The organism is Lawsonibacter sp. OA9 (assembly GCF_022440585.1).
Window position 1 is genome coordinate 1935049 of the sequence record NZ_JAKNTI010000022.1, and the last position, 18636, is coordinate 1953684.

An 18636-nucleotide genomic window follows, 5' to 3' on the forward strand; every position below is an offset into this window, starting at 1 on the left:
AAACACATATAGCAACATTCCACGGGCAAAGTATGAAATATACAATGTATGTGGGTGATGCTATATGGCGAACATCAAAGATTGCCCCGGTTTTGAAACTTTCGGTGCAGATGTAAAAGCTGCGAGGATCGCAAAGCATCTGTCGCGCAAGACATTGGCGGAGATCGTCAATATCGACTCCCGGTATCTCGCAAATATCGAGAACGGGGGGACGATCCCCAGCTTGCCGGTTATCATACAGCTTATCAAAGAGTGCGGACTTCCCGTGGAGCGGTACTTCAATCCAGAGGTCATGCGGGAGGAAAGCGCACAGCGGCAGCGTATCAGCCACAAACTGAAACTCTGTCCGGAGCAGTATTTGACCGTCATCGAGGGTGCGCTTGACGGGGCGCTGAAAACTGAAAAATCAGCAGATGAAACGGAGGGTGTGTGAGCATCCTCTGTTTTCGTTTCTCCAGGGCGGCTCTGCCGCCCTTTTCTTTTTGAAAAATCCGGGATTTTGCGGGCAGATAAAGGTGTTTCCGGCATTGTATTTACGGGGGAAGGAGCGTAGAGACCAGTTAAGCAAAGTCAAGAAAAAAGATTGTAAAGAAGGTGTGTAAAAATGAGCATGACAAAACAGGCGCATCCATTTCAAAATGCGCCTGATACGCCAGCGGCTGTTTAAGCCGCTTTTCTGCAGATCATGTTTGCATGGATTTCAGGTGCTCTCAGTTCAAACGGTGTCTGGTCGCGCAAGACGGCATAGATAATGTTGGAGAGTTTGTGCATAACAGCGCAGATTGCCACATTAGGCGGTTTGCATTGACATTTCTTCTGATAGAACTCTGCTAAAACAGGATTGCCAACAGAACCGAACCGATTGGCATGGACCGTATTATGGGCAATCATGTAAAGTACAGAACGAACATAGGGAGAACCACGCTTGGAAATCTGGTTTCGAACACTTTGTATCGTTCCCGATTGCCGTTCGGACGGATCAAGACCGAAATATGCGGCCAACTGTTTTGGCTTGCGAAAGAGGGAAAAGTCGCCAATCTCGGATAGCAGGACTGCAGCGGAAAACAGACCCACACCAGGGATTGTCTGCAGTAAGGTCACATTTTTTTGGATATAGGCCTCTTGTGCAGCCAAGGACTTTATTCTCTGGTCGATTAAACGAACGCTTTCAATTAACTGTCTCAGGACCGTTATGATAGCTCGCATCAAAATGGAGTCCCCTGGGGCGTGGATGCCGATCCGCATAGCCTGTTCAGCACAATTAAACAATAGAGCCACCTTCTGGCTGCCATATTCACTGCTTTTGCGGCTTGCTTTTTGTACGATCTGAGCCAATTCTGAAGGCGCTGCCGTTAAAATATCGCTGGGGGTAGGATACCATTCTAATACAGACAAGGCGCCTGCTGCAGCTGGATCACTGAAGATCTTGCTGAATCCAGGAAACGTTTGGTCGAGCAATGCTGTCAGACGGTTTTTGTACCGCGTGATGTCGCCCTTCAGTTCGTAGTGCTGCCTGCAGAGCATCCGAAGGCTGCGCAGCATATCGGTCGGGATCTGGGACCGACGGAGAACATTCATGCGATAAAGCAGAGCAAGCCGGTAGGCATCCACCTTGTCCGTCTTGATTTTGCGGACGCTGATGTTTTTGAGCGCATTGCTTTGCAGTGGGTTGACAACGATGACCTCATACCCTGCATCCGAAAAGAATTGAAACAGGAGCAAATGATAGTGGGAAGTAGATTCCATGACGATGACAGGCTTTGCGGCAAATTGCTGTTCTGCGCACTGCAAAAAGCCTAAGGCCCGATCCATACTTGTTGGATCATGATAGATTTTTACACGATGAAGGACTTCGTTGGTGGGCGTAAGAATACACATATCGCTGAAATGTTTGCTGACATCAACACCGGCTACAGGAAATGCGTTCATAGAAACAACTCCTTTTTGCGCGGGAGATCATCCCTTGCAAGAACCAACAGGCGCACTCTTGACACAGGTAAGCAGCGGAGCTGCACCCTACCAGCCAAAACATCGATGTTCTCACAGGATGAACGGACGGTCTATACAACGAGTAATTCCACATGGGAAACCCAGCAAGCACATTTGCCACTTTCATTCCCGCTTTTTTATCATGCTACAACTGGTTTCCTATGAGTACAACCCCGCTGCTTTGAAGGAGAAAAAGTAATTTCTCCTTTGTAGTTAGTGTATCAGCGAGCGAGCGAGCGAGCGAGCGAGCGAGCAAGCACAGCAAGTGAGTACCCACTTGCGATTTTTGGCTTTAGGGAACCCTGCCCCTAAACCTGAAAAATGCTTGTTGGGAACATCCCAAACCCTGATACGAAAAGAGGCGAGATACCACCATGGCAAACCGAAAACGAAATATCCAAATGAAGTTCTACGTGTCCGCCGAGGAAAAGGAATTGATGGAACAGAAGATGGCTCAGCTCCAGACAAAGCGGATCGGCGCCTACCTGCGGAAGATGGCGATTGACGGATATATCATCCAGGTGGACACCAGGGACATTAAGGAGATGAACAAACTTCTGTCCGCCATTGGCCGGAACATCAATCAGATCGCCAAGCGGGTCAACGCCGGAGGTCCCACCTATCAGGCCGATATGGAGGAAATCCGGGAAAGGCTGGATCAGATATGGCAGTTACAAAGACGCATCCTATTAAGTCAACGCTGAAAGCGGCGATTGACTATATCTGCAACCCCGACAAGACGGACGGGAAGCTGCTGGTGTCCTCCTTCGGTTGCGCCGCCGAGACCGCCGACATTGAATTTGAATGGACACGCCGCTATTCCATCGACAAGGGCACACACCTGGGTCGCCACCTGATCCAAGCCTTTGAGCCTGGGGAGGTGTCGCCAGAGGAAGCCCATGAGATTGGGCTGCAGTTGGCAAAAGAAATATTGGGTGGCAAGTACGAGTTTGTACTTACCACCCATATTGATAAGGGACATATTCATAATCATCTGATCTTCAATGCGGTCAGTTTCACCGACCACAAGCACTACCATTCCAACAAGCGCAGCTACCATGAGATACGCCGGACCAGTGATCGACTGTGCAGAGAACATGGCTTGTCCGTCATTGTCCCAGGCCGGGACAAGGGCAAAAGCTACATTGAGCATCAGGCCGTACAGAACGGCACCAGCTACAAGGCAAAGCTAAAAGCCGCCATCAACCGGCTGATCCCCGTATCCTCCAGCCTGGAAGATTTGCTTGCCCGGTTGCAACGGGAAGGATACGAAATCAAGCGGGGAAAGTATATCTCCGCCAGGGCACTAGACCAAGAGCGGTTCACCCGGCTAAAGGCCCTGGGCGCCGATTACACGGAAGAAGCTGTTGCAACCCGGATCGCTGGAGGTCCCAGGCCCTCCAGACAGCCCCGGCAGCGCAGAGGGAAGGTCAGCCTGCTCATTGACATTCAGAACAATATCAAGGCCCAGCAGAGCGCCGGATACCAGCGGTGGGCGACCATTGAAAATCTGAAACGGGCAGCCGCCACCATGAACTTTCTCACCGAACACGGCATCGGCAGCTATGAGAAATTAGTGGAACGGTGCGACGCCATTGCCGCCGCATCCATCCATACCAGGGAGAGTCTGCGGGATACCGAACAGCAGATCGCCGACCTTGCCATCCTGAGAAAGCAGATCGACACCTACCGCAAGTTGAAACCCGTCTATGACCGCTACAAGGCATCAAAGGACAAGGAAAAATTCCTGCGTGGCTTTGAGAGCGAGATCATCTTGTTCGAGGCGGCAGCCAGGGACATTAAGAAGGCTGGGCTCACCAAACTTCCTTCCTCCGAAAAGCTGAAAGCAGGGCTGGACGGACTGTCTGCTCGCAAGACCGCCCTGCAAGCAGAACTTCGGAAGATACAGCGGGAGGAAAAGGAGTATGACACCCTCCACCAGAATGTAGACATCTTAATCACTGGACTAACCGAGCCAAAACGAGCAAAGCAATACACACAAAATATAGAATAGTTTGGTATTGGCCTCTACTCTTCCATTGGATTGCCTGTCAGCTCAGTTGAAACCAGAGGGGTTTTATGCTAAAATATTATATCTATATCAGAAAATAATGCTATTGAGAAAAGTCGGCAATTTTGCGCTGTTGAAACCCAATACGATGCAAGCGCCTCAACCTCTTTCTCAGACAAGGTGAACTATGGGAAATAATAAAAAATACAAATTGATTGATTTGTTCTGCGGAGCCGGAGGCTTGTCGTTAGGATTTTCGAGTGCATTTGGACATCATTTTGAACCCGTCTGGGCAAATGACTTTAATCAATACGCTGCCGATACTTATAATGAAAATTATGGGAATCACTGCGTTGTCGGTGACATTATAGAAATATTGGAAAATCCATCCGTTCAAATTCCAAAAGCAGATGTTGTTATTGGAGGTCCTCCATGCCAAGGCTTCAGCTTGTTGAACAGGAATAGAACAGGTGATGTACGAAGAACGCTGTGGCGTCCTTATATGGAAGTAGTGGCTCGTTCTGAAGCAGACATTTTTGTAATGGAAAACGTTCCTCAATTACTAAACTCTGAGGAATTTCATGAAATTGAGAAGTGTGCTGCGGAGTTAGGGTTTACACATTTAGCTAAAGCGAAACTTTGCGCTGCCGACTATGGTGTTCCGCAAGTGCGCTACCGTGCGTTTATCATCGGCTGTAAATTTGCCGACCCAACCACGGTATTTCCACCGTTGAAAACTCATTACAATCCAGAAACCGTGTCGCCAAAAGAGTTTTCAGCCAAGGGATATGCCCTAGATGCAAAACCGTGGAAAACGGTACGGGATGCCATTGGGGATTTACCTGCACCGCAAGGAGTAGAGATTAGAAAAGATGTTACTGCACCATTGGATTTACACTTTGGGCGTACTCCCACAGAAATTAGCTTAAAAAGATACAAAGCGATTCCCGAAGAAGGCATGAATCGATTTGATTTGCAAAGAAATGCACCGGAATTAACTCCTAAGTGTTGGATCAATAAAAAGTCCGGCGGTACTGATTTGTTTGGCCGGTTGTGGTGGGATAAGCCTTCGGTCACAATACGAACAGAATTTTTTAAGCCGGAAAAAGGCAGATATTTACACCCCTCTCAGCATCGCCCGATAACGCACCGTGAAGCGGCTCGTATTCAGTCTTTTCCGGATTCGTTTAAGTTTAAGGGGAGTAAAATTGAAATTGCCAAACAAATAGGCAATGCCGTTCCGCCGCTTCTTGCTGCACAAGTAGCTGAATGCGTGGAGCAACTTTTGGAGATGAAATAAATAATGTCCGATGTTTTCAGTCCTCCCAAACGCCAGGAAATCATGCGACATGTTAAGTCGAAAGATACTGCTCCTGAAGTCAAATTGCGTAGTCTCCTTCACAAGAACGGCTTTAGATTTAGACTCAATCGAAAAGACTTGCCGGGGAAACCGGATATTGTACTACCCAAATTTAAAGCTGTGATTTTTGTCCATGGGTGTTTTTGGCATGGACATTCTTGTAATCGAGGACATCGGCCGCAAACAAACATTGACTTCTGGAACAAAAAAATTGAGAGTAACATCGCTCGTGATAAGAAAGATATTGCGTTACTGGAAGCACAAGGATGGCGAGTTTTGGTCGTGTGGCAGTGTGAGATTAAAAAGAAAAACGAGGATTCACTATTGGCCAAAATAAAGGAATTCCTTTATTCCGGTGATACATTCAAGGAATAATATTTAATACCTGTCCCATAACTGCTCAATATTATTTATAGATTTCTTTGTAAGTAGGTGATGTAATGCCCCGACGCTCACAGCCAAGAAATATACCTGAGGAACTCCGTCAATCATTGGTGGAACTTTTAACAAATTTTGCCGAAGAACTAAAAAAGAACGATCTTAGACAAAAAGTAGTGACCTTGGTTCCTGCATTTCATACTTTAAGAGATTTGGGAAGTTCCCTCATTCCAAAGAGCGAAGCTTCTTCTGCTCGTGATCGCATCATTGCCTATCTAAAACAGTATCCCGGCATCATCATTGATGGTGATGAACTAATGGTTGTATCTGGAATCAGTGAATGGGCTCGCCGGGTAAGGGAATTGCGAGTCCAATTTGGATGGTGGATCTATTCTGGGGTGACATTCAAACAAATGGCACAGAATCCCGACGATGCGGAAACCTTTAAAGCCATGGGAATTGATCCCTCCCTCATTAAGCCTGATCAGTATGTTTTAATGAGCACGACCCAGGATTTAGAGGCAGCCTATCGTTGGAATGTACTAAACGAGATTCGCAAGAAAAAGATTGGGGTTAAGGAAAAGATTATCGAGTATCTGCGAAAGAATGTAGGCAAACAAGTAACGGGAGAAGAACTTAGCTATTTGGCTGGGGACACCAAAGAATGGGCCCGAAGAGTTCGAGAATTGAGAACAGAAGAAGGTTGGCCGATCGTCACCAAAAATACCGGCCGAGATGATTTGCCGGTTGGTGTATATGTTCTTGAAGAAGATAGACAAGCCTATGTACATGATAGAAAAATTCCCGACCCCGTTCGAGTTGCCGTTTTGACGCGAGACCATTTCCGTTGTACTAAGTGCGGATGGTCCAGAGACGATGCTAGTCCGGACGACCCTCGGAAAATGCTTGAATTACACCACATCCATCAACATAAAGATGGTGGCGATAACACAGAAGATAATTTGACCACACTATGCAATGTATGCCACGATGATGAACATCGCTAATAAATTATCGTAAAAACGCCCTCAAAAATAGTATTTTGCAACAAAAAAGAAGCGCCGCCATCGGACCAATATCCGATGACGGCGCTCTTTTGGTTTGTCAAAAGGTGAAAATCCAGCTTTTTCCCTATGCGGAAACACCCTACTGCCCCACATGGGAAATCATACTGCCCCTACACAGAAAAGCCGCCACAGGCGGTTTCTCCGCCTGTTTTGAACCCTAATGCCCGCACTTTTTGGAACGGAGGGAAAGATAGTGCGGACAGGTCACCACCACCGCCCGGAAGCTCTGCTTGCAGGGATGGACACAGCCCTTGCAGAGCTTGTTATACTGGCGTCTGCCGTTCTCGCCCAGGAAGAACGCCCATTCCAGACGCCATTTCTTGCTCCGGCTCATAAGTCGCCCAGCTCCGGGGGCTTCTTCTGCGAGGCAGGCTTGTCCGGGCTTTTCCGTTCCGCGCACTCCCGTTTCGCGTCCTCCAACCGCTCCCGAATGGAGGGCTTTTTCTCCGGCGTGGTTCTGCGCGCCTCGGCTTGGGTTTTCTCCAGTTCCTCCCCGCGGCGGCCGTTGTTGATGATCCCGTCGATCATCCCATAGTCGTCCTCCAGGGTCATTTCTGCCGTGCGCAGCGGGTTTTCCGGCTCCACGGGAACGGATACGATCTGCCCATTGATGCTGGCGAACAACTCCGGCCGCTTGAATTGCTCGGTGTACTTCTGGATCATGTCCGGGGGCAGGGACGCAAAACTTTCCGGCCCCAGGCCTACCACCAGGAAGGTGCCTGCCACGATGTCGTAAATCTCCCCATGCTTGTCCCGGAGGGAACGGTTCAGGTCCAGGCCAATGAGCTTGCCTTCGTCGTTCAGCACCAGCCCTACCGGATCGTCAAAGGGATAGGAAGCGGCAATATCGCCGCCCACCTCCGCTTGCAGCGCATGGAGGCCTGGGTCAATCTCCTTCACATAGGGTTCCTTCATGGGCTCCACCACCAGAACAGTCAACTTCTCCGGTGCGGTATGTTCGGGGCCGTCTCCGTTGGGGATGGCAAAGGCGCGGCTGCCGTTGGCCATGATGAGATACTTTCCGTCCTCGGACTCGTGGTGGAAACCGTATCCGGCCGCCTCCATCTGTTCCCGGCTCATATCCGTCACATGGAAGGTGCCCCTGGGGGTCCGCACCGTCTCGCCGGTCTCACGGTCATCCGGGGTGGGCACCGCTTTCTGGTCGTATAACTCCGTTTCATACTCCTGGTTTGCCTGCTCCGCAAAGGACAGCATCTCGTCCACATGGGACTGATCCGGGTTTTCAATGGCCTCCCGGATCGCCTGGGGGTCCACATCCAGAAATTCCTCATAGCCGGTGGCGTCCTTGAACTTCTCAATCTCCGAAGGCAGATAGTCCTCCTGGGTCTGCCCCAGGGCGGCCAGTTTCTCGTCCAGGGCGGAGATGCGCCCGGCCATCAGGTTTTCGTAGATTTCTTCCTTTGCCGCGTGTTCCTCCGGGTGCTCGGTGGCATACTGCGGATCGTTCTGCTGGAAAAACTCGTCCATATCGTAGGCAAGGTCCATGGCCCATTCCGAAATTTCTTCTTCGGGGATGTCATCCTGGAAGGTCATCACCCGGTATTCCTCCGGGATGCTGCCGCGCTCACCATCGTAATACTCATGGAAACTGTCCCCGGTATCCCGCACATAGCCCAGGTCGGTGAACTGGCCGCTTTCCTCCAGGGCGATGTCCCGCCCGTAGGCCTCATAATCGATGTAGTTGCGCAGATGCTCCGGCACCTGCATGGCGTCCAGTTCCTCGATGTAATACCGGCCCAGATCATCGTGGTCGTGGATGTCGGGGTAAACATCGTAGCAATCCAGGTTTTCCGTCAGGTTGATAAGCTCCTGGATGCTGCCCGTATGGTCGCCGATCTCCATGGCCGCCTGGAACCGCTCATATTCATCCTGGCTCATGTCGTCCAGCTTGGAGGCCAGGTAGTTCAGTTCGTCCAGGTTGGCATACTCACCCAGCAGGTCATAGAGGCCGTCCACATAGCAGTCGTAGTCCGTGATGAACCATTCCTCATAGGTCTGCCCGAAGTCGTCTTTCGCACCGATCCCGATGCGCTCAAAGACCTTTTTCAGTTCCTCCGCCGTGGTGGGGAACTTCACCCATTCGCCCACAAGGGCGCCCTCGTTGTATTTGCCCAGGTTGGTGATGAAAGCGGCAAAGGGATAATCTTTGTCATAGTCATAATGGGGCATAGCGACACCTCCTTATCGCTCCGGCGCAGGCTTTTCCCGATGGGGCTGCGCCTTGCTCTGACCTGCACACTCATTCCGGCTCTGTTCCAGCCGCTCCTTGATGGAGGGCTTTTTCTCTGTCTGTCTCTCCCTGGGGCGCTCATGTTCCCACTCGTCGCCGGAGAGGGTGAGATACCCTTTACTGGTGAAGCACCCCTGTTCCTCCCGCATGGCATGGTTGCCGAAAGGAACGGGGTCAATGGCGTCCAGCAGCTCCGGGGGCAGAAGGACATCCAAATGCTGCGCCAGATAGCGCCAGCCCACATCCTCCACCTTGCTGATGTTGGGCTCCAGAATGAAATACTCGGTATTCGCGGGAAACTCCCGGAACTGCTCCAGGGTGGTCAGTCGGAAGGGAGACTCCTGGACAGCGGCCAGGAGGTCACGGTCCTCCGGGGAAAGTCCGGCAAGCGCCTGGGCCGCTGACTCCAGTTCGCTTGCGTCACCGCCTGCGGGGAGCAGCGGCTTCAAATGCTCCATGAAGTTGACCTCGGTTTTACTTTTTGCCATGCACACCATCCTTTCGTTTGGGAAACTCCAACTTGAAATTGACATACTTGCCGCCGGTATCGTCCAGGATCACCACGGCGTCATAGGTGGAATCTTTCTTCTCCGACCACATCCCCTTGACGGAGGTACGGCCCTTTTTCAGAAAGTCGGCCGCCATCTTCCGGGTCATTTCCTTGCGGCGGCTGGTCCAGAAACGGTCATTCTTCCACATGACAAACTGGCAGGCTCGGTCCGAACAGGCGAAATTCTTCTTGCCTTCATAGACCGGCTTGCCGCAGCGGGGGCAGAGGCCCACCGTCTCTTTCTCCGGCTGGAACAGCTTTTGCCCATCCTCGGAAATGTGGGAGTATTTCCGCACCAGCTCCGCCGCCATTGCCTCGATCCCGTCCATGAAGTCCTCCGGCGACGCCTGGCCCTTTGCCACCTCGTTCAACCGCTGCTCCCAATCCGCTGTGAGCTTGGGAGAGGTCAGCAGCTTCGGCAACACCGTGACCAGGTTGACGCCTGCCTTTGTAGGGATCAGGTTCTTGCCCTTGCGCTCCACGAACCCGCCGGACACCAGCTTTTCGATGATGGCCGCCCTGGTCGCCGGGGTGCCCAGGCCGCGCCGCTCCGCATCATCCGGCATATCTTCTTTGCCTGCATTCTCCATGGCCGATAGAAGGGTGTCCTCGGTGTAGGGCTTGGGGGGCGAAGTGAAGTGCTCGGTGACGGAGGCGGAGACCGGCTCAAAGACCTGCCCCTCGGTCAAGGCGGGAAGAACACCCTCGGCATCTTCATCCTCCGGCTTCTCCTTCAGGGAGGAACGGAACACCTCCTGGATGGCCCCCCAGCCCTGGGAAAGCACCTGCTTTCCCTTTGCCGTGAAGGTATGTCCGCCGCAGTCAAAGGTGGCCGTGACCGCCTCATACACGAAAGGCTCCGCCGCCGCACACAGCAGCTTGCAGCAGACCAGCAGAAGGATATTGCGCTCGCCCACAGGCAGCGCAGGCACATCCGCCTTTTCCAGCTCCAGAGTGGGAATCAGGGCATGGTGATCGGATACCTCTTTGTCGTTCACCAGCGCCAGAACATCGGGGAAAAACTCCGGGCAGGCATCGAAGGGCGGCACCCGCGCCGCCAGATGCAGGACCACGGAGGCGGTCTCCGCCATGTCAACCGTCAGATACCGGCTATCCGTCCGGGGATAGGTCAGCAGCTTCTTTTCGTAGAGCGACTGGGCGTAGTCCAGGGTTTGCTTGGCCGTGTAACCGAATACGCGGTTTGCCTCCCGCTGCAAGGTGGTCAGGTCGTACAGCTTGGGCGGCTTTTCCGTCTTTTTCTGCCGCACCACGGATACACAGGTTGCTTTTTTACCATCGCAGGCGTTCCGGATGGCCTGGGCATCCTCCATAGCCGGGATTTTTTCAGAAACCGCCTCGGCTCCCTCCAGCGCCAGCCGCACATGATGATATTTCTCCTTGCGGAACAGGACGATCTTGCTGTCCCGGTCTGCCAGCATCGCCAGGGTGGGCGTCTGTACCCGCCCCACATTCAGGGTGCGGTGGTAGAGGACGGAGAACAGGCGGCTCGCGTTGATGCCGATGAGCCAGTCCGCCTTTTGACGGCAAAGCGCCGACTGATACAGTGAATCATAGTCCGCGCCAGGGCGCAGATTGGCAAAGCCTTCCCGGATCGCTGCGTCCTCCATCGAAGAAATCCAGAGGCGGGAGAAGGGCTTGGAGCATCCGGCGGCCTCATAGACCAGCCGGAAGATCAGCTCACCCTCGCGCCCCGCGTCGCAGGCATTGACCAGCTCCGTCACATCGGGGCGCTCCATCAGGGAACGGAGAATGTGGAACTGGGCGGCCTTTTCCTCGGACACCACATAGCGGAAGGGGTCTGGCAGGATGGGAAGGTCCTCATACCGCCATTTCTTGTAGCGGTCATCGTAGGCGGCCGCGTCCGCCAGCCCCACCAGATGCCCGATGCACCAGGAAATGAGCCAGCCGCCGCCCTCAAAATAGCCATCGGCCCTGGATGTGACACCCAGGGCCGACGCGATGCTCTTTGCTACACTCGGTTTTTCGCAGATTATAAGTTTCACCTAATACCACCGTCCATATATTGTGTTGATTTATTCTTGCTTTCGTAGTATAATACCAGATATAGATTTTTGCTTGAAAGAAGGGGCATGATGGGAAAAATAAAAATCACTCGTAAAGTAACTGTTAAACAGCAGGTGCGCGTTCAACGCCGTGTGCAAGTTACTTCTCAACCCATAACATATACCCAACCCGCACCTCAAATTTCCACCGCCCCGGTTCAGAAGGCGTTGAATGACTTGTCTAACGAAGTTAAGAATGCGCAGAGGAAACTTGAATCTTCGTCTCGAAGAAGGACTCTCCCTTCTGGTGTTTATAGCAAGCCTGTTGAGGATGTTTTCTATGCTTTGGACGAGCGCCGGAAACCGGAAAATTTGGAGTCCCAAGCAATGTACGATGTGTTTATCTCACATGCCAGTGAGGATAAGAAGGAGTTTGTGGCCCCCCTTGTGGAAAAACTTCAGGATGCCGGAATCACGGTTTGGTATGATGCTTTGGAGTTGCAATGGGGCAAAAGTTTACGAGAGCAAATTGACAATGGGATTAAACGCTCAAAATTTGCTATCCTTGTGTTGTCTAAACACTTTTTTGAGAAGCAATGGCCCAGACGTGAGTTGGATGGCATTTTGGCAAAGGAAACCGTATCCGGTAATGCCCCACTTCCAATCTGGTACAATGTGACTCAAGAAGATGTTTACGAGTTTAGTCCCACACTATCAGGCTTATATGCTATCTCCACTGATAACCACAGCATCGATGATATTTGCAAGGCCCTCCAACTTGTACTCGAGAAAGAAACTGCATAAACATGAGGCCAACATTCTAACTCAACGGAATGTTGGCCTCATGCTTTTTGACTATCCCACTATTTCGTTATCAGTATCCTCGTCCTCATATTCCTCGTCCTCGAACTCGTAATCATCCAGGTCGGCGCTGACCTTTGCGCCCTGCTTGGGCTTGATGAATTTGATGTAGGCGAAGGCTCCACCGCCGCCCAGGGCCGCCAGCAGCAGGAGCAGAGCCAGGGCGCCGCCGCTGCCGGACTCCTTCTCCGGCTCCGGTTCAGGCTCCGGCTCCGACTCCGACTCTGCCTCCGGCACTTTCCCGGCGCACTCGCTCATATTTGCTGCACAGACCGGACAGGCGGTATTCACCGCACCGGCCTGGCATTTCTCGGCGCAGGTACAAGCCGCAGGAGTTTCCTCCGTCTGCCCGTCCTCCAGCAGCGCCATCAGGTCGGCTTCATCCACCTGATTTAAGAAGTGAACGGCGGTTTCCTTGTCCTCATTGGCCCGGTCAATCAGGATGTAAAAATAGTTGCCCGCTTTCGTGGTCACGGTAATAAGCTGCTTGTCGCCGTAATAGTCGTCCACCAGCGTGGCGTTGCCCTCCGGGGTCAGGGGCTGGCCCTCCGGCTCCATGCCCCCGGTGGCGGGCTCCTCGGTGTAGTAGTTGCCATCCCCACCGCCCGCAAAGGCGGTGACGGAGAAGGCGGTCATGCACAGTACAACCGCCAGCATCGCCGTAAACAGCCGGATCACTTTCTTATTCTTCATGGTCACTGTCCTCCATATCCTCGTCGTCGGGGTCCGGCGCTGCCTCCGCCTCCATCATCCCGTTGGGCAGGGTGATAAGGCCGCTGGCATAGGCCTTCAGGAAGGCAGTCAGTTCCTTGCTGTCCATCCGCACCGCCTTGACCATGCGGACGATTTCCAGGTTTTCTTCCTCGGTGAGCTGCGCCTCCAGCTCCCGAAGGCGCTTCTGCTGGGCGGAGATTTTCTCCTTCGTCTTTTCGATGTCTTTGCGAATCTTCTCAACCGTTGCCATGTGCGCAAAACTCCTTTCCAAATCGTTCTCTCCAGGAATAGTTCCGCCCCAGGCCCTTGACCGTTTTCAGGTTTTTCCGAGCATTGTCCTCCAGCGCCAGGGCGCGGCGGAACAAATCGGGATGCTGCTCCCGCAGGGCGGTGATCTCGTCGGGTTTCATGCTGGGGCAGAAAAAACAGGACGATTTTCCCGGCTGGGGCAGCCCTGCCGCCTCGATCTGCCGGATGCAATCGTCCCGTGTCCATCCCCATTCCATCAGGGGATACCACTTGCTGTATTTTCGGTCGGCCAGGTCTCCCAGCAGCACCTTGTCGCTGCGGTAGCCCTCGCCTGCGTCGTAGCCGATGAACTTGACCACCCGTTTGCCCGCTGCCCACGCCTTTTGACAGGTTGGGTAATGGTTGCAGAACTTTTCCTGCGGCCCGATCTTGTGTTTCAGGGAACACCGCTTGAAGCCGTAGGCAATGGACGGAAGGCTGCAACTTTGCAGACATTCATCCTCCAGCGTCAGCCGTTTTCCGTCACGGGTGGTCTTATACACTCTGGTAATGGGCGGCATCCCGTGCTCCTTCAGCCAGTCATCCATCACCTCCAGATAGGCGTAGGTGTGGGGATGCTCCGCCCCCGTATCCGCAAAGAGGATCAGATCCACCGGGATACGGTGCTGGTGCAGCCCAATCAGAAGGGCAGTGCTGTTGGCACCGCCCCCATAGGAAACCATATTGATGCTTCATCACCTCCATCAGTTGTACGGCGGCCTGCCGTATGCGTAGAAATGAGACTGCCAGTAGCTCGTGTTCAGGTTGGAATATTGAATGGGGTAGAGTAGGAAAGCGCCGCCTTGCCGCATTTCTACGGTAGGTCTGCGCAGACCCCTCCCAGAACCGTGCTTGCACCTCTCAATGCACACGGCTCGCTATCTTTGCTCCATTACAAAAACAACTTTTAGAAACCATGATGTATTTTCTGGTGGCAGTCATGGCAGACCGCCAGTGTTTTGCGCCGTTTCGCTATCATCACTTGCTCCCAGGGTTCTTTCCCCTTCAGGTTTTTTACCTTGTTCACATGATGGACTTCCAGTTTTACGCCTGTCCTGCCGCATAATTCGCATACCTTGGCCTTGAGACGGTCATCTATCGTGGTGCGTCCTTTGGCTACAACCGTAATGGCTTTCGGTTCAATATCCTCACACTTTTTCCCGTCAATCTCGTTAAACTTCGTGAGTCGGCGGATTTTTCTTCCGGCTTTTGTTTCGTAGGGGATACCCCAACGCTTTTCACCTATGCGATACTTGTCATAAATTTTAGACAGTTTACAGCGGTGCTTGCCGGACAGCGTTTTTAGGCAGCTGTATTCCATGAGATAGCTGAAATAGTTCAGGTTTCGGTAGTTGCTGGCGAGGTGATAGTAGTTGCAGATTCCCCGCAGTTCCGCGTCAAATACCGTCACAATCTCTAAATCTGTGTGGCGCAATAAAGATAGTCTGCTGGTTGATTCCAGCTTTCCGTTATCAGCTCTCTGCTTTACAATACCTTTTGAGAGCAGAAACTTTTCAATCTTGTCTTGTAGTGGGATAAGCAATTCCACGGTGTGATTCATTGTGCGCTGTTTGCATTTCTTCCATGGCTTTACCTGCTGGTCACGGCGTACCCGCACATCATAACCGAGAAATCTCGCAGGTGTGCTACTATGGGTAATCAGCGTTTTTTCCTGGCTTAACTCCATTTTCAGAGTATTTTGGATGAACTCCGTGAGTTTCGCTTTTATCCATTCACAATCCTGCTTGCTCCCGTTGACGGCGATCAGAAAATCATCTGCATAGCGAACATATTTAAGCTTCTTATCATCACACAATTTTGCTGGCGTTTTATGCAATTCGCTGGTCAGCTTTTTGTATTCCACAATCAACAAGTCACGTTCCGGGCCAGCTTCACGTCGGTCTATTTTTCTCCTTAAATTTGCCCGCTTTCGCTCAATCGCATGGTATGCCGGAGTGGTTCTGTACGGCGTTCTAACGTCAAACTCCTTTTTCAATTTCTCAATGTAGCTGTCCAGCTCATTCAGATAGATGTTTGCAAGGATTGGCGAAATAATGCCGCCCTGCGGACAGCCGCTGTAAGTACCGTAGTATTTCCAGTCCTCCATGTAGCCCGATTTTAAGAACAGCTGTATGAGTTTCAGAAATCTGGCGCCTCTGATTTTCCTGCCGATAACCGCAATCAGCACGGTATGGTCGATGTTATCGAAACAGCCTTTTATATCGCCCTCAACGAACCAGCTCGCACCGATAAACTCATGCTTGAGCTGGGCCAGTGCGGTGTGACAGCTTCTTCCGGGGCGAAATCCGTGAGAGTAATTCGAGAAAACAGGTTCATAGACCGCCTCCAAAATCATTCGCATGACTTCTTGAACCAGCTTGTCTGTGAAAGTCGGCAGACCTAACGGACGCATTTTTCCATTTGATTTTTGGATATAACTGCGCCGGACAGGTTTCGGGCGGTATGTCTCCGTTCTCAATGCTTCAATAATACGCTCCACATACTCCTCGCTGAATCCGTCCGCCGTATCTTCATCCACGCCTTTTGTTCCAGCACCTTCATTGGAGTAGAGGTGCTGGTAAGCAATAGAATAAATATCTGGCCGGAGCAGATAGCGATAAAGCCTTGTGAATACTTCATCATGGTGTTTCTTTGAGTTTTCTTGTAACTTAGTTAAAATCTCCATTGTTGGTTTCAATGAGGTTTTCCTCCCTAATCAATTTTCGATTTTAATACGCTCAGACTGCTTCCCTTCGCCATGTAAGCGGCTTTCCCGCATCCGATTTACGGCCTTCCCTGTCAATTCAGGGTTCTCAGACTACTATGGAAGCTCCGTTGCCATGCCAGATTTTCAGTGTCTGCCACATAGCCCTTAGGGGCGCTCTGGTTTAGGCAATCTCCAGTTAACGGAAGTAGTAGGTAAGTGTGAATTGTCGGATATGCTTTCGTTCCGTTGACACCGGTTCTCCGGCGCGCCGTGCATTTCTTTGATAACCTACCGGAAGGCGACCCTTTCCGGTATTCTGATAACAGGTCAGAAGGCTCCCCTTTCTGGCTCTGTTTGCACCATAGGTTTCAGGCAAATTTCCTATGCCCACACTGAACAGGGGCTGGGAACTCACAAGATTCAAACCCAGATTTATCCTCATATTCACTTATCCTCGCAGTTCAGTCGCACCCGATTGCCTTTAGGTGACTTACCGCTTTCCTGACGTGCTATGTTCCCGTATCAGCTTTCGCCTTTCGGTTAGTCAGGTGGATTCCCGCGTTATCTTACGGGGTAGTACCTTCAAACTGTCCTCCTTTCATCTACTTCTACTTCCGTCCTATCTGGACGCACGTCGCCGCAGTGCAGCATCATCCCGTCGCCCACATAGATGCCCACATGGGACACGCCGCTGGTGTCGTAGGTGCCTACGAAGAACACCAGATCGCCGGGCTGGGGATCGGATACCGGGGTGGAAACGTTGTAGAGCCCCTGGGCGCCCAGCCGCCCGGTATTGCACAGGCCGCTGTTGGTCAGCACATAGCTGACAAAGCCGCTGCAATCAAAGGAAGTGCTGGGGCTGCTGCCGCCCCACACATAGGGATAGCCCAGATACTTCTCCGCTTCGGTGATAAGGGTGTTGAACCGTTCGTCTGTCAGGTATTCAGCGGGAATCTCCCAAGCGGTTGGCGGGTTGTCGATGTACTTGTTCACATACCCGGAGGACGGGAACAGATCGGGGCGGTTGCCCAGGGTGGACATATAGGTGGCGTAGAGCGAAAGCTGTTCCTCACCCATCATGTAGACGGGAACATGGGACAGGTCGAAGTTTTCCAGCGTGACGGTGCAGATGGTCCAGGTATAGGGCACCCGAACCGTATAAGGGTTGCCCTCGCTGTCCGTCCTTGTTTCCGTCCGATAGCGGGTCTCCGTGGTCACGGTTTCGGTGAGAATGTATTGCTTGTCAAAGAGGGTTTGAAGGTCGCCCTGTACCTGGTCGATGGTGAACACCCCATCATGGAGCGCCGACAGAATGGAGATCAGCACATAGGGGTCATGCTCGATCTCGTCCAGGTCGAAGTGATACTCGTCATAGTCGTGGGTGGCCTCGTAGGTATCCAGGTACTCCCGCAATTCATCCTCTTTGGCGCAGTAGGCTTCTTCCGCCGCCAGCATATCGGAATCCTCGGACAGATAGGAAGATGCCATGATATTGGACACCCCGCCGCCGAACATGGAGGAACAGGATTGCAGGGAGCCCAGCAGCATCACAAGCAGAAGGCCGATGCCGCCCACGATCAGCGCGCCCTTCCAATGCCGTTTCAGGAAAAGGGCGGTGCGCTTGGACTCCTGGGCGGTTTTTTTGGCCGCCTTTGCCGTGGTTTCCGCTGTTTTTCCAGCCTGAGCGGTCTTGCCCGCCGCCCGGTATGCCGCCGCATATTGCTTTTGCAGCTTCCGTTTCTGCCACAGGCGGGAGATGGGATTGGACGCAAGCTGGGGGTTCTCCGCCACGGATTTCCGATAGTAGAAATCCGCATTGGCCTTGACCGCCGCCTGCTCCGCCTTTGCCGCATCCCGCCAGGGTTTCAGCTTGCGTTCCGCCCGCCAGTTCTGGACACGGCGGTTTCCGTAGCCCACAGCCTTCTCAATGCCGCGTTCTCCCAGGTGGCCCGACTGGACGCCGGAATTTTCCTGCTCCACCTCCCGAACCTTGCCGTGGATCGCTGCGCCTGCCTCCTGGATGGGGCGGGACAGTGGATTGGTGTGGGGCTTTCCCGGACTCTTATTGGGGATTGCATCCCTGACGGCATCCAGCCGGTCTGCCGCCTTATCCGACTTGCGGATGGCCCCTTGCAGCTCCGGCTTGGCCTGGTCCGCCTCGGAAAACTGCAATCGGGAGGATGGGCGGCCCGTTGCCGCCTCGCCCTCCCGATAGGCCCTGCGCTGTTTCCGACGCTTCTTCTTAGCTGCTGCCTGTTCCCGGTGCAGTTCCGCACAATCCACCGCTTTTCCAGCGGCGCCCGCCGTGTCGCCGGATGCAGAATGGTCCTGCTCCGGCGTCCGGTCAGAGGGATAGGTCGTCTCGCCCGTGACCAGATTGACGGATACCGCCCCGTCACGGGTCATCTTCTGCGCCTCCTTTTCAGGGGCTTTCCA

Annotated in this window: 17 protein-coding genes; 7 read left to right on the top strand and 10 right to left on the bottom strand. The window is 52.6% G+C overall.

Annotation, left to right across the window (positions count from 1 at the left end; translation table 11 throughout):
- Positions 1-64: 64 nt before the first annotated feature.
- The gene (locus tag MCG44_RS10585) at positions 65-433 is read left to right on the top strand and encodes a helix-turn-helix transcriptional regulator (RefSeq protein ID WP_240288136.1); all 369 of its coding nucleotides are present in this window, start codon (positions 65-67) and stop codon (positions 431-433) included.
- A gap of 230 nt (positions 434-663) precedes the next feature.
- On the opposite strand, the gene MCG44_RS10590 is transcribed toward MCG44_RS10585, so the two are convergent.
- The gene (locus MCG44_RS10590) at positions 664-1929 is read right to left on the bottom strand and encodes an IS110 family transposase (RefSeq protein ID WP_240288138.1); all 1266 of its coding nucleotides are present in this window, start codon (positions 1927-1929) and stop codon (positions 664-666) included.
- A 434-nt stretch (positions 1930-2363) separates the two neighbouring features.
- Between MCG44_RS10590 and MCG44_RS10595 the strand changes: the two genes are divergently transcribed.
- The 5 genes from MCG44_RS10595 (at position 2364) to MCG44_RS15020 (ending at position 6745) form a co-directional block, all read left to right on the top strand.
- Positions 2364-2693, top strand: a complete 330-nt coding sequence (locus tag MCG44_RS10595) for a plasmid mobilization protein (protein ID WP_240288140.1) — start codon at positions 2364-2366, stop codon at positions 2691-2693.
- The gene (locus MCG44_RS10600) at positions 2654-4003 is read left to right on the top strand and encodes a relaxase/mobilization nuclease domain-containing protein (RefSeq protein WP_240288141.1); all 1350 of its coding nucleotides are present in this window, start codon (positions 2654-2656) and stop codon (positions 4001-4003) included. Before MCG44_RS10595 ends, MCG44_RS10600 begins: the two co-directional genes overlap by 40 nt.
- Positions 4004-4187: 184 nt before the next feature.
- A complete protein-coding gene (locus MCG44_RS10605) occupies positions 4188-5300 on the top strand; it encodes a DNA cytosine methyltransferase (protein ID WP_240288143.1) in 1113 nt (370 codons plus the stop codon).
- A 3-nt stretch (positions 5301-5303) separates the two neighbouring features.
- Positions 5304-5735: a very short patch repair endonuclease gene (locus MCG44_RS10610; RefSeq protein ID WP_240288145.1), complete on the top strand. Its 432-nt coding sequence runs from the start codon at positions 5304-5306 to the stop codon at positions 5733-5735.
- 119 nt (positions 5736-5854) lie between these two features.
- Positions 5855-6745, top strand: a complete 891-nt coding sequence (locus MCG44_RS15020) for an HNH endonuclease (RefSeq protein WP_240288148.1) — start codon at positions 5855-5857, stop codon at positions 6743-6745.
- Between the two features lie 217 nt (positions 6746-6962).
- On the opposite strand, the gene MCG44_RS10620 is transcribed toward MCG44_RS15020, so the two are convergent.
- Genes MCG44_RS10620 through MCG44_RS10635 form a run of 4 tightly spaced genes read right to left on the bottom strand, consistent with a single transcriptional unit; the run spans position 6963 to position 11630 of the window.
- Positions 6963-7139 carry a hypothetical protein gene (locus MCG44_RS10620; protein ID WP_240288150.1) on the bottom strand — a complete coding sequence of 59 codons (177 nt, stop codon included), beginning with the start codon at positions 7137-7139 and terminating at the stop codon, positions 6963-6965.
- Positions 7136-8995 (bottom strand): antirestriction protein ArdA, encoded by a 1860-nt coding sequence (locus tag MCG44_RS10625; RefSeq protein ID WP_240288152.1) that lies wholly within the window; start codon positions 8993-8995, stop codon positions 7136-7138. Before MCG44_RS10625 ends, MCG44_RS10620 begins: the two co-directional genes overlap by 4 nt.
- A gap of 12 nt (positions 8996-9007) precedes the next feature.
- A complete protein-coding gene (locus MCG44_RS10630; RefSeq protein WP_240288153.1) occupies positions 9008-9544 on the bottom strand; it encodes a hypothetical protein in 537 nt (178 codons plus the stop codon).
- Positions 9531-11630: a DNA topoisomerase 3 gene (locus MCG44_RS10635; protein WP_240288155.1), complete on the bottom strand. Its 2100-nt coding sequence runs from the start codon at positions 11628-11630 to the stop codon at positions 9531-9533. The genes MCG44_RS10630 and MCG44_RS10635 overlap by 14 nt, the downstream gene beginning before the upstream one ends.
- Positions 11631-11720: 90 nt before the next feature.
- On the opposite strand from MCG44_RS10635, the gene MCG44_RS10640 reads away from it, so the two are divergent.
- The gene (locus MCG44_RS10640; RefSeq protein WP_240288157.1) at positions 11721-12434 is read left to right on the top strand and encodes a toll/interleukin-1 receptor domain-containing protein; all 714 of its coding nucleotides are present in this window, start codon (positions 11721-11723) and stop codon (positions 12432-12434) included.
- A gap of 51 nt (positions 12435-12485) precedes the next feature.
- Here the strand turns inward: MCG44_RS10640 and MCG44_RS10645 are convergent, their stop codons facing one another.
- From MCG44_RS10645 to MCG44_RS10665, 5 genes are all read right to left on the bottom strand, one after another.
- Positions 12486-13184: a DUF4366 domain-containing protein gene (locus MCG44_RS10645; RefSeq protein ID WP_240288159.1), complete on the bottom strand. Its 699-nt coding sequence runs from the start codon at positions 13182-13184 to the stop codon at positions 12486-12488.
- The gene (locus MCG44_RS10650) at positions 13174-13455 is read right to left on the bottom strand and encodes a DUF4315 family protein (RefSeq protein WP_240288161.1); all 282 of its coding nucleotides are present in this window, start codon (positions 13453-13455) and stop codon (positions 13174-13176) included. The genes MCG44_RS10645 and MCG44_RS10650 overlap by 11 nt, the downstream gene beginning before the upstream one ends.
- On the bottom strand, positions 13442-14182 hold the full coding sequence (locus tag MCG44_RS10655; protein WP_240288916.1) for a phosphoadenosine phosphosulfate reductase: 741 nt from the start codon (positions 14180-14182) through the stop codon (positions 13442-13444). The genes MCG44_RS10650 and MCG44_RS10655 overlap by 14 nt, the downstream gene beginning before the upstream one ends.
- Positions 14183-14400: 218 nt before the next feature.
- Complete coding sequence (locus MCG44_RS10660; RefSeq protein ID WP_240287291.1) at positions 14401-16191, bottom strand: reverse transcriptase domain-containing protein; 1791 nt, start codon at positions 16189-16191, stop codon at positions 14401-14403.
- A 591-nt stretch (positions 16192-16782) separates the two neighbouring features.
- Entirely contained in the window at positions 16783-18606 is a 1824-nt protein-coding gene (locus tag MCG44_RS10665) for a C40 family peptidase (RefSeq protein ID WP_412531159.1), read from the bottom strand.
- Positions 18607-18636: the final 30 nt, after the last annotated feature.

What these genes read in the sequence shown, in the direction of transcription:
- MCG44_RS10585 (WP_240288136.1), top strand. Translation starts at nt 65, where the DNA reads ATGGCGAACATCAAAGATTGCCCCGGTTTTGAAACTTTCGGTGCAGAT.
- MCG44_RS10590 (WP_240288138.1), bottom strand. Translation starts at nt 1,929, where the DNA reads ATGAACGCATTTCCTGTAGCCGGTGTTGATGTCAGCAAACATTTCAGC.
- MCG44_RS10595 (WP_240288140.1), top strand. Translation starts at nt 2,364, where the DNA reads ATGGCAAACCGAAAACGAAATATCCAAATGAAGTTCTACGTGTCCGCC.
- MCG44_RS10600 (WP_240288141.1), top strand. Translation starts at nt 2,654, where the DNA reads ATGGCAGTTACAAAGACGCATCCTATTAAGTCAACGCTGAAAGCGGCG.
- MCG44_RS10605 (WP_240288143.1), top strand. Translation starts at nt 4,188, where the DNA reads ATGGGAAATAATAAAAAATACAAATTGATTGATTTGTTCTGCGGAGCC.
- MCG44_RS10610 (WP_240288145.1), top strand. Translation starts at nt 5,304, where the DNA reads ATGTCCGATGTTTTCAGTCCTCCCAAACGCCAGGAAATCATGCGACAT.
- MCG44_RS10620 (WP_240288150.1), bottom strand. Translation starts at nt 7,139, where the DNA reads ATGAGCCGGAGCAAGAAATGGCGTCTGGAATGGGCGTTCTTCCTGGGC.
- MCG44_RS10625 (WP_240288152.1), bottom strand. Translation starts at nt 8,995, where the DNA reads ATGCCCCATTATGACTATGACAAAGATTATCCCTTTGCCGCTTTCATC.
- MCG44_RS10630 (WP_240288153.1), bottom strand. Translation starts at nt 9,544, where the DNA reads ATGGCAAAAAGTAAAACCGAGGTCAACTTCATGGAGCATTTGAAGCCG.
- MCG44_RS10640 (WP_240288157.1), top strand. Translation starts at nt 11,721, where the DNA reads ATGGGAAAAATAAAAATCACTCGTAAAGTAACTGTTAAACAGCAGGTG.
- MCG44_RS10645 (WP_240288159.1), bottom strand. Translation starts at nt 13,184, where the DNA reads ATGAAGAATAAGAAAGTGATCCGGCTGTTTACGGCGATGCTGGCGGTT.
- MCG44_RS10650 (WP_240288161.1), bottom strand. Translation starts at nt 13,455, where the DNA reads ATGGCAACGGTTGAGAAGATTCGCAAAGACATCGAAAAGACGAAGGAG.
- MCG44_RS10665 (WP_412531159.1), bottom strand. Translation starts at nt 18,606, where the DNA reads ATGACCCGTGACGGGGCGGTATCCGTCAATCTGGTCACGGGCGAGACG.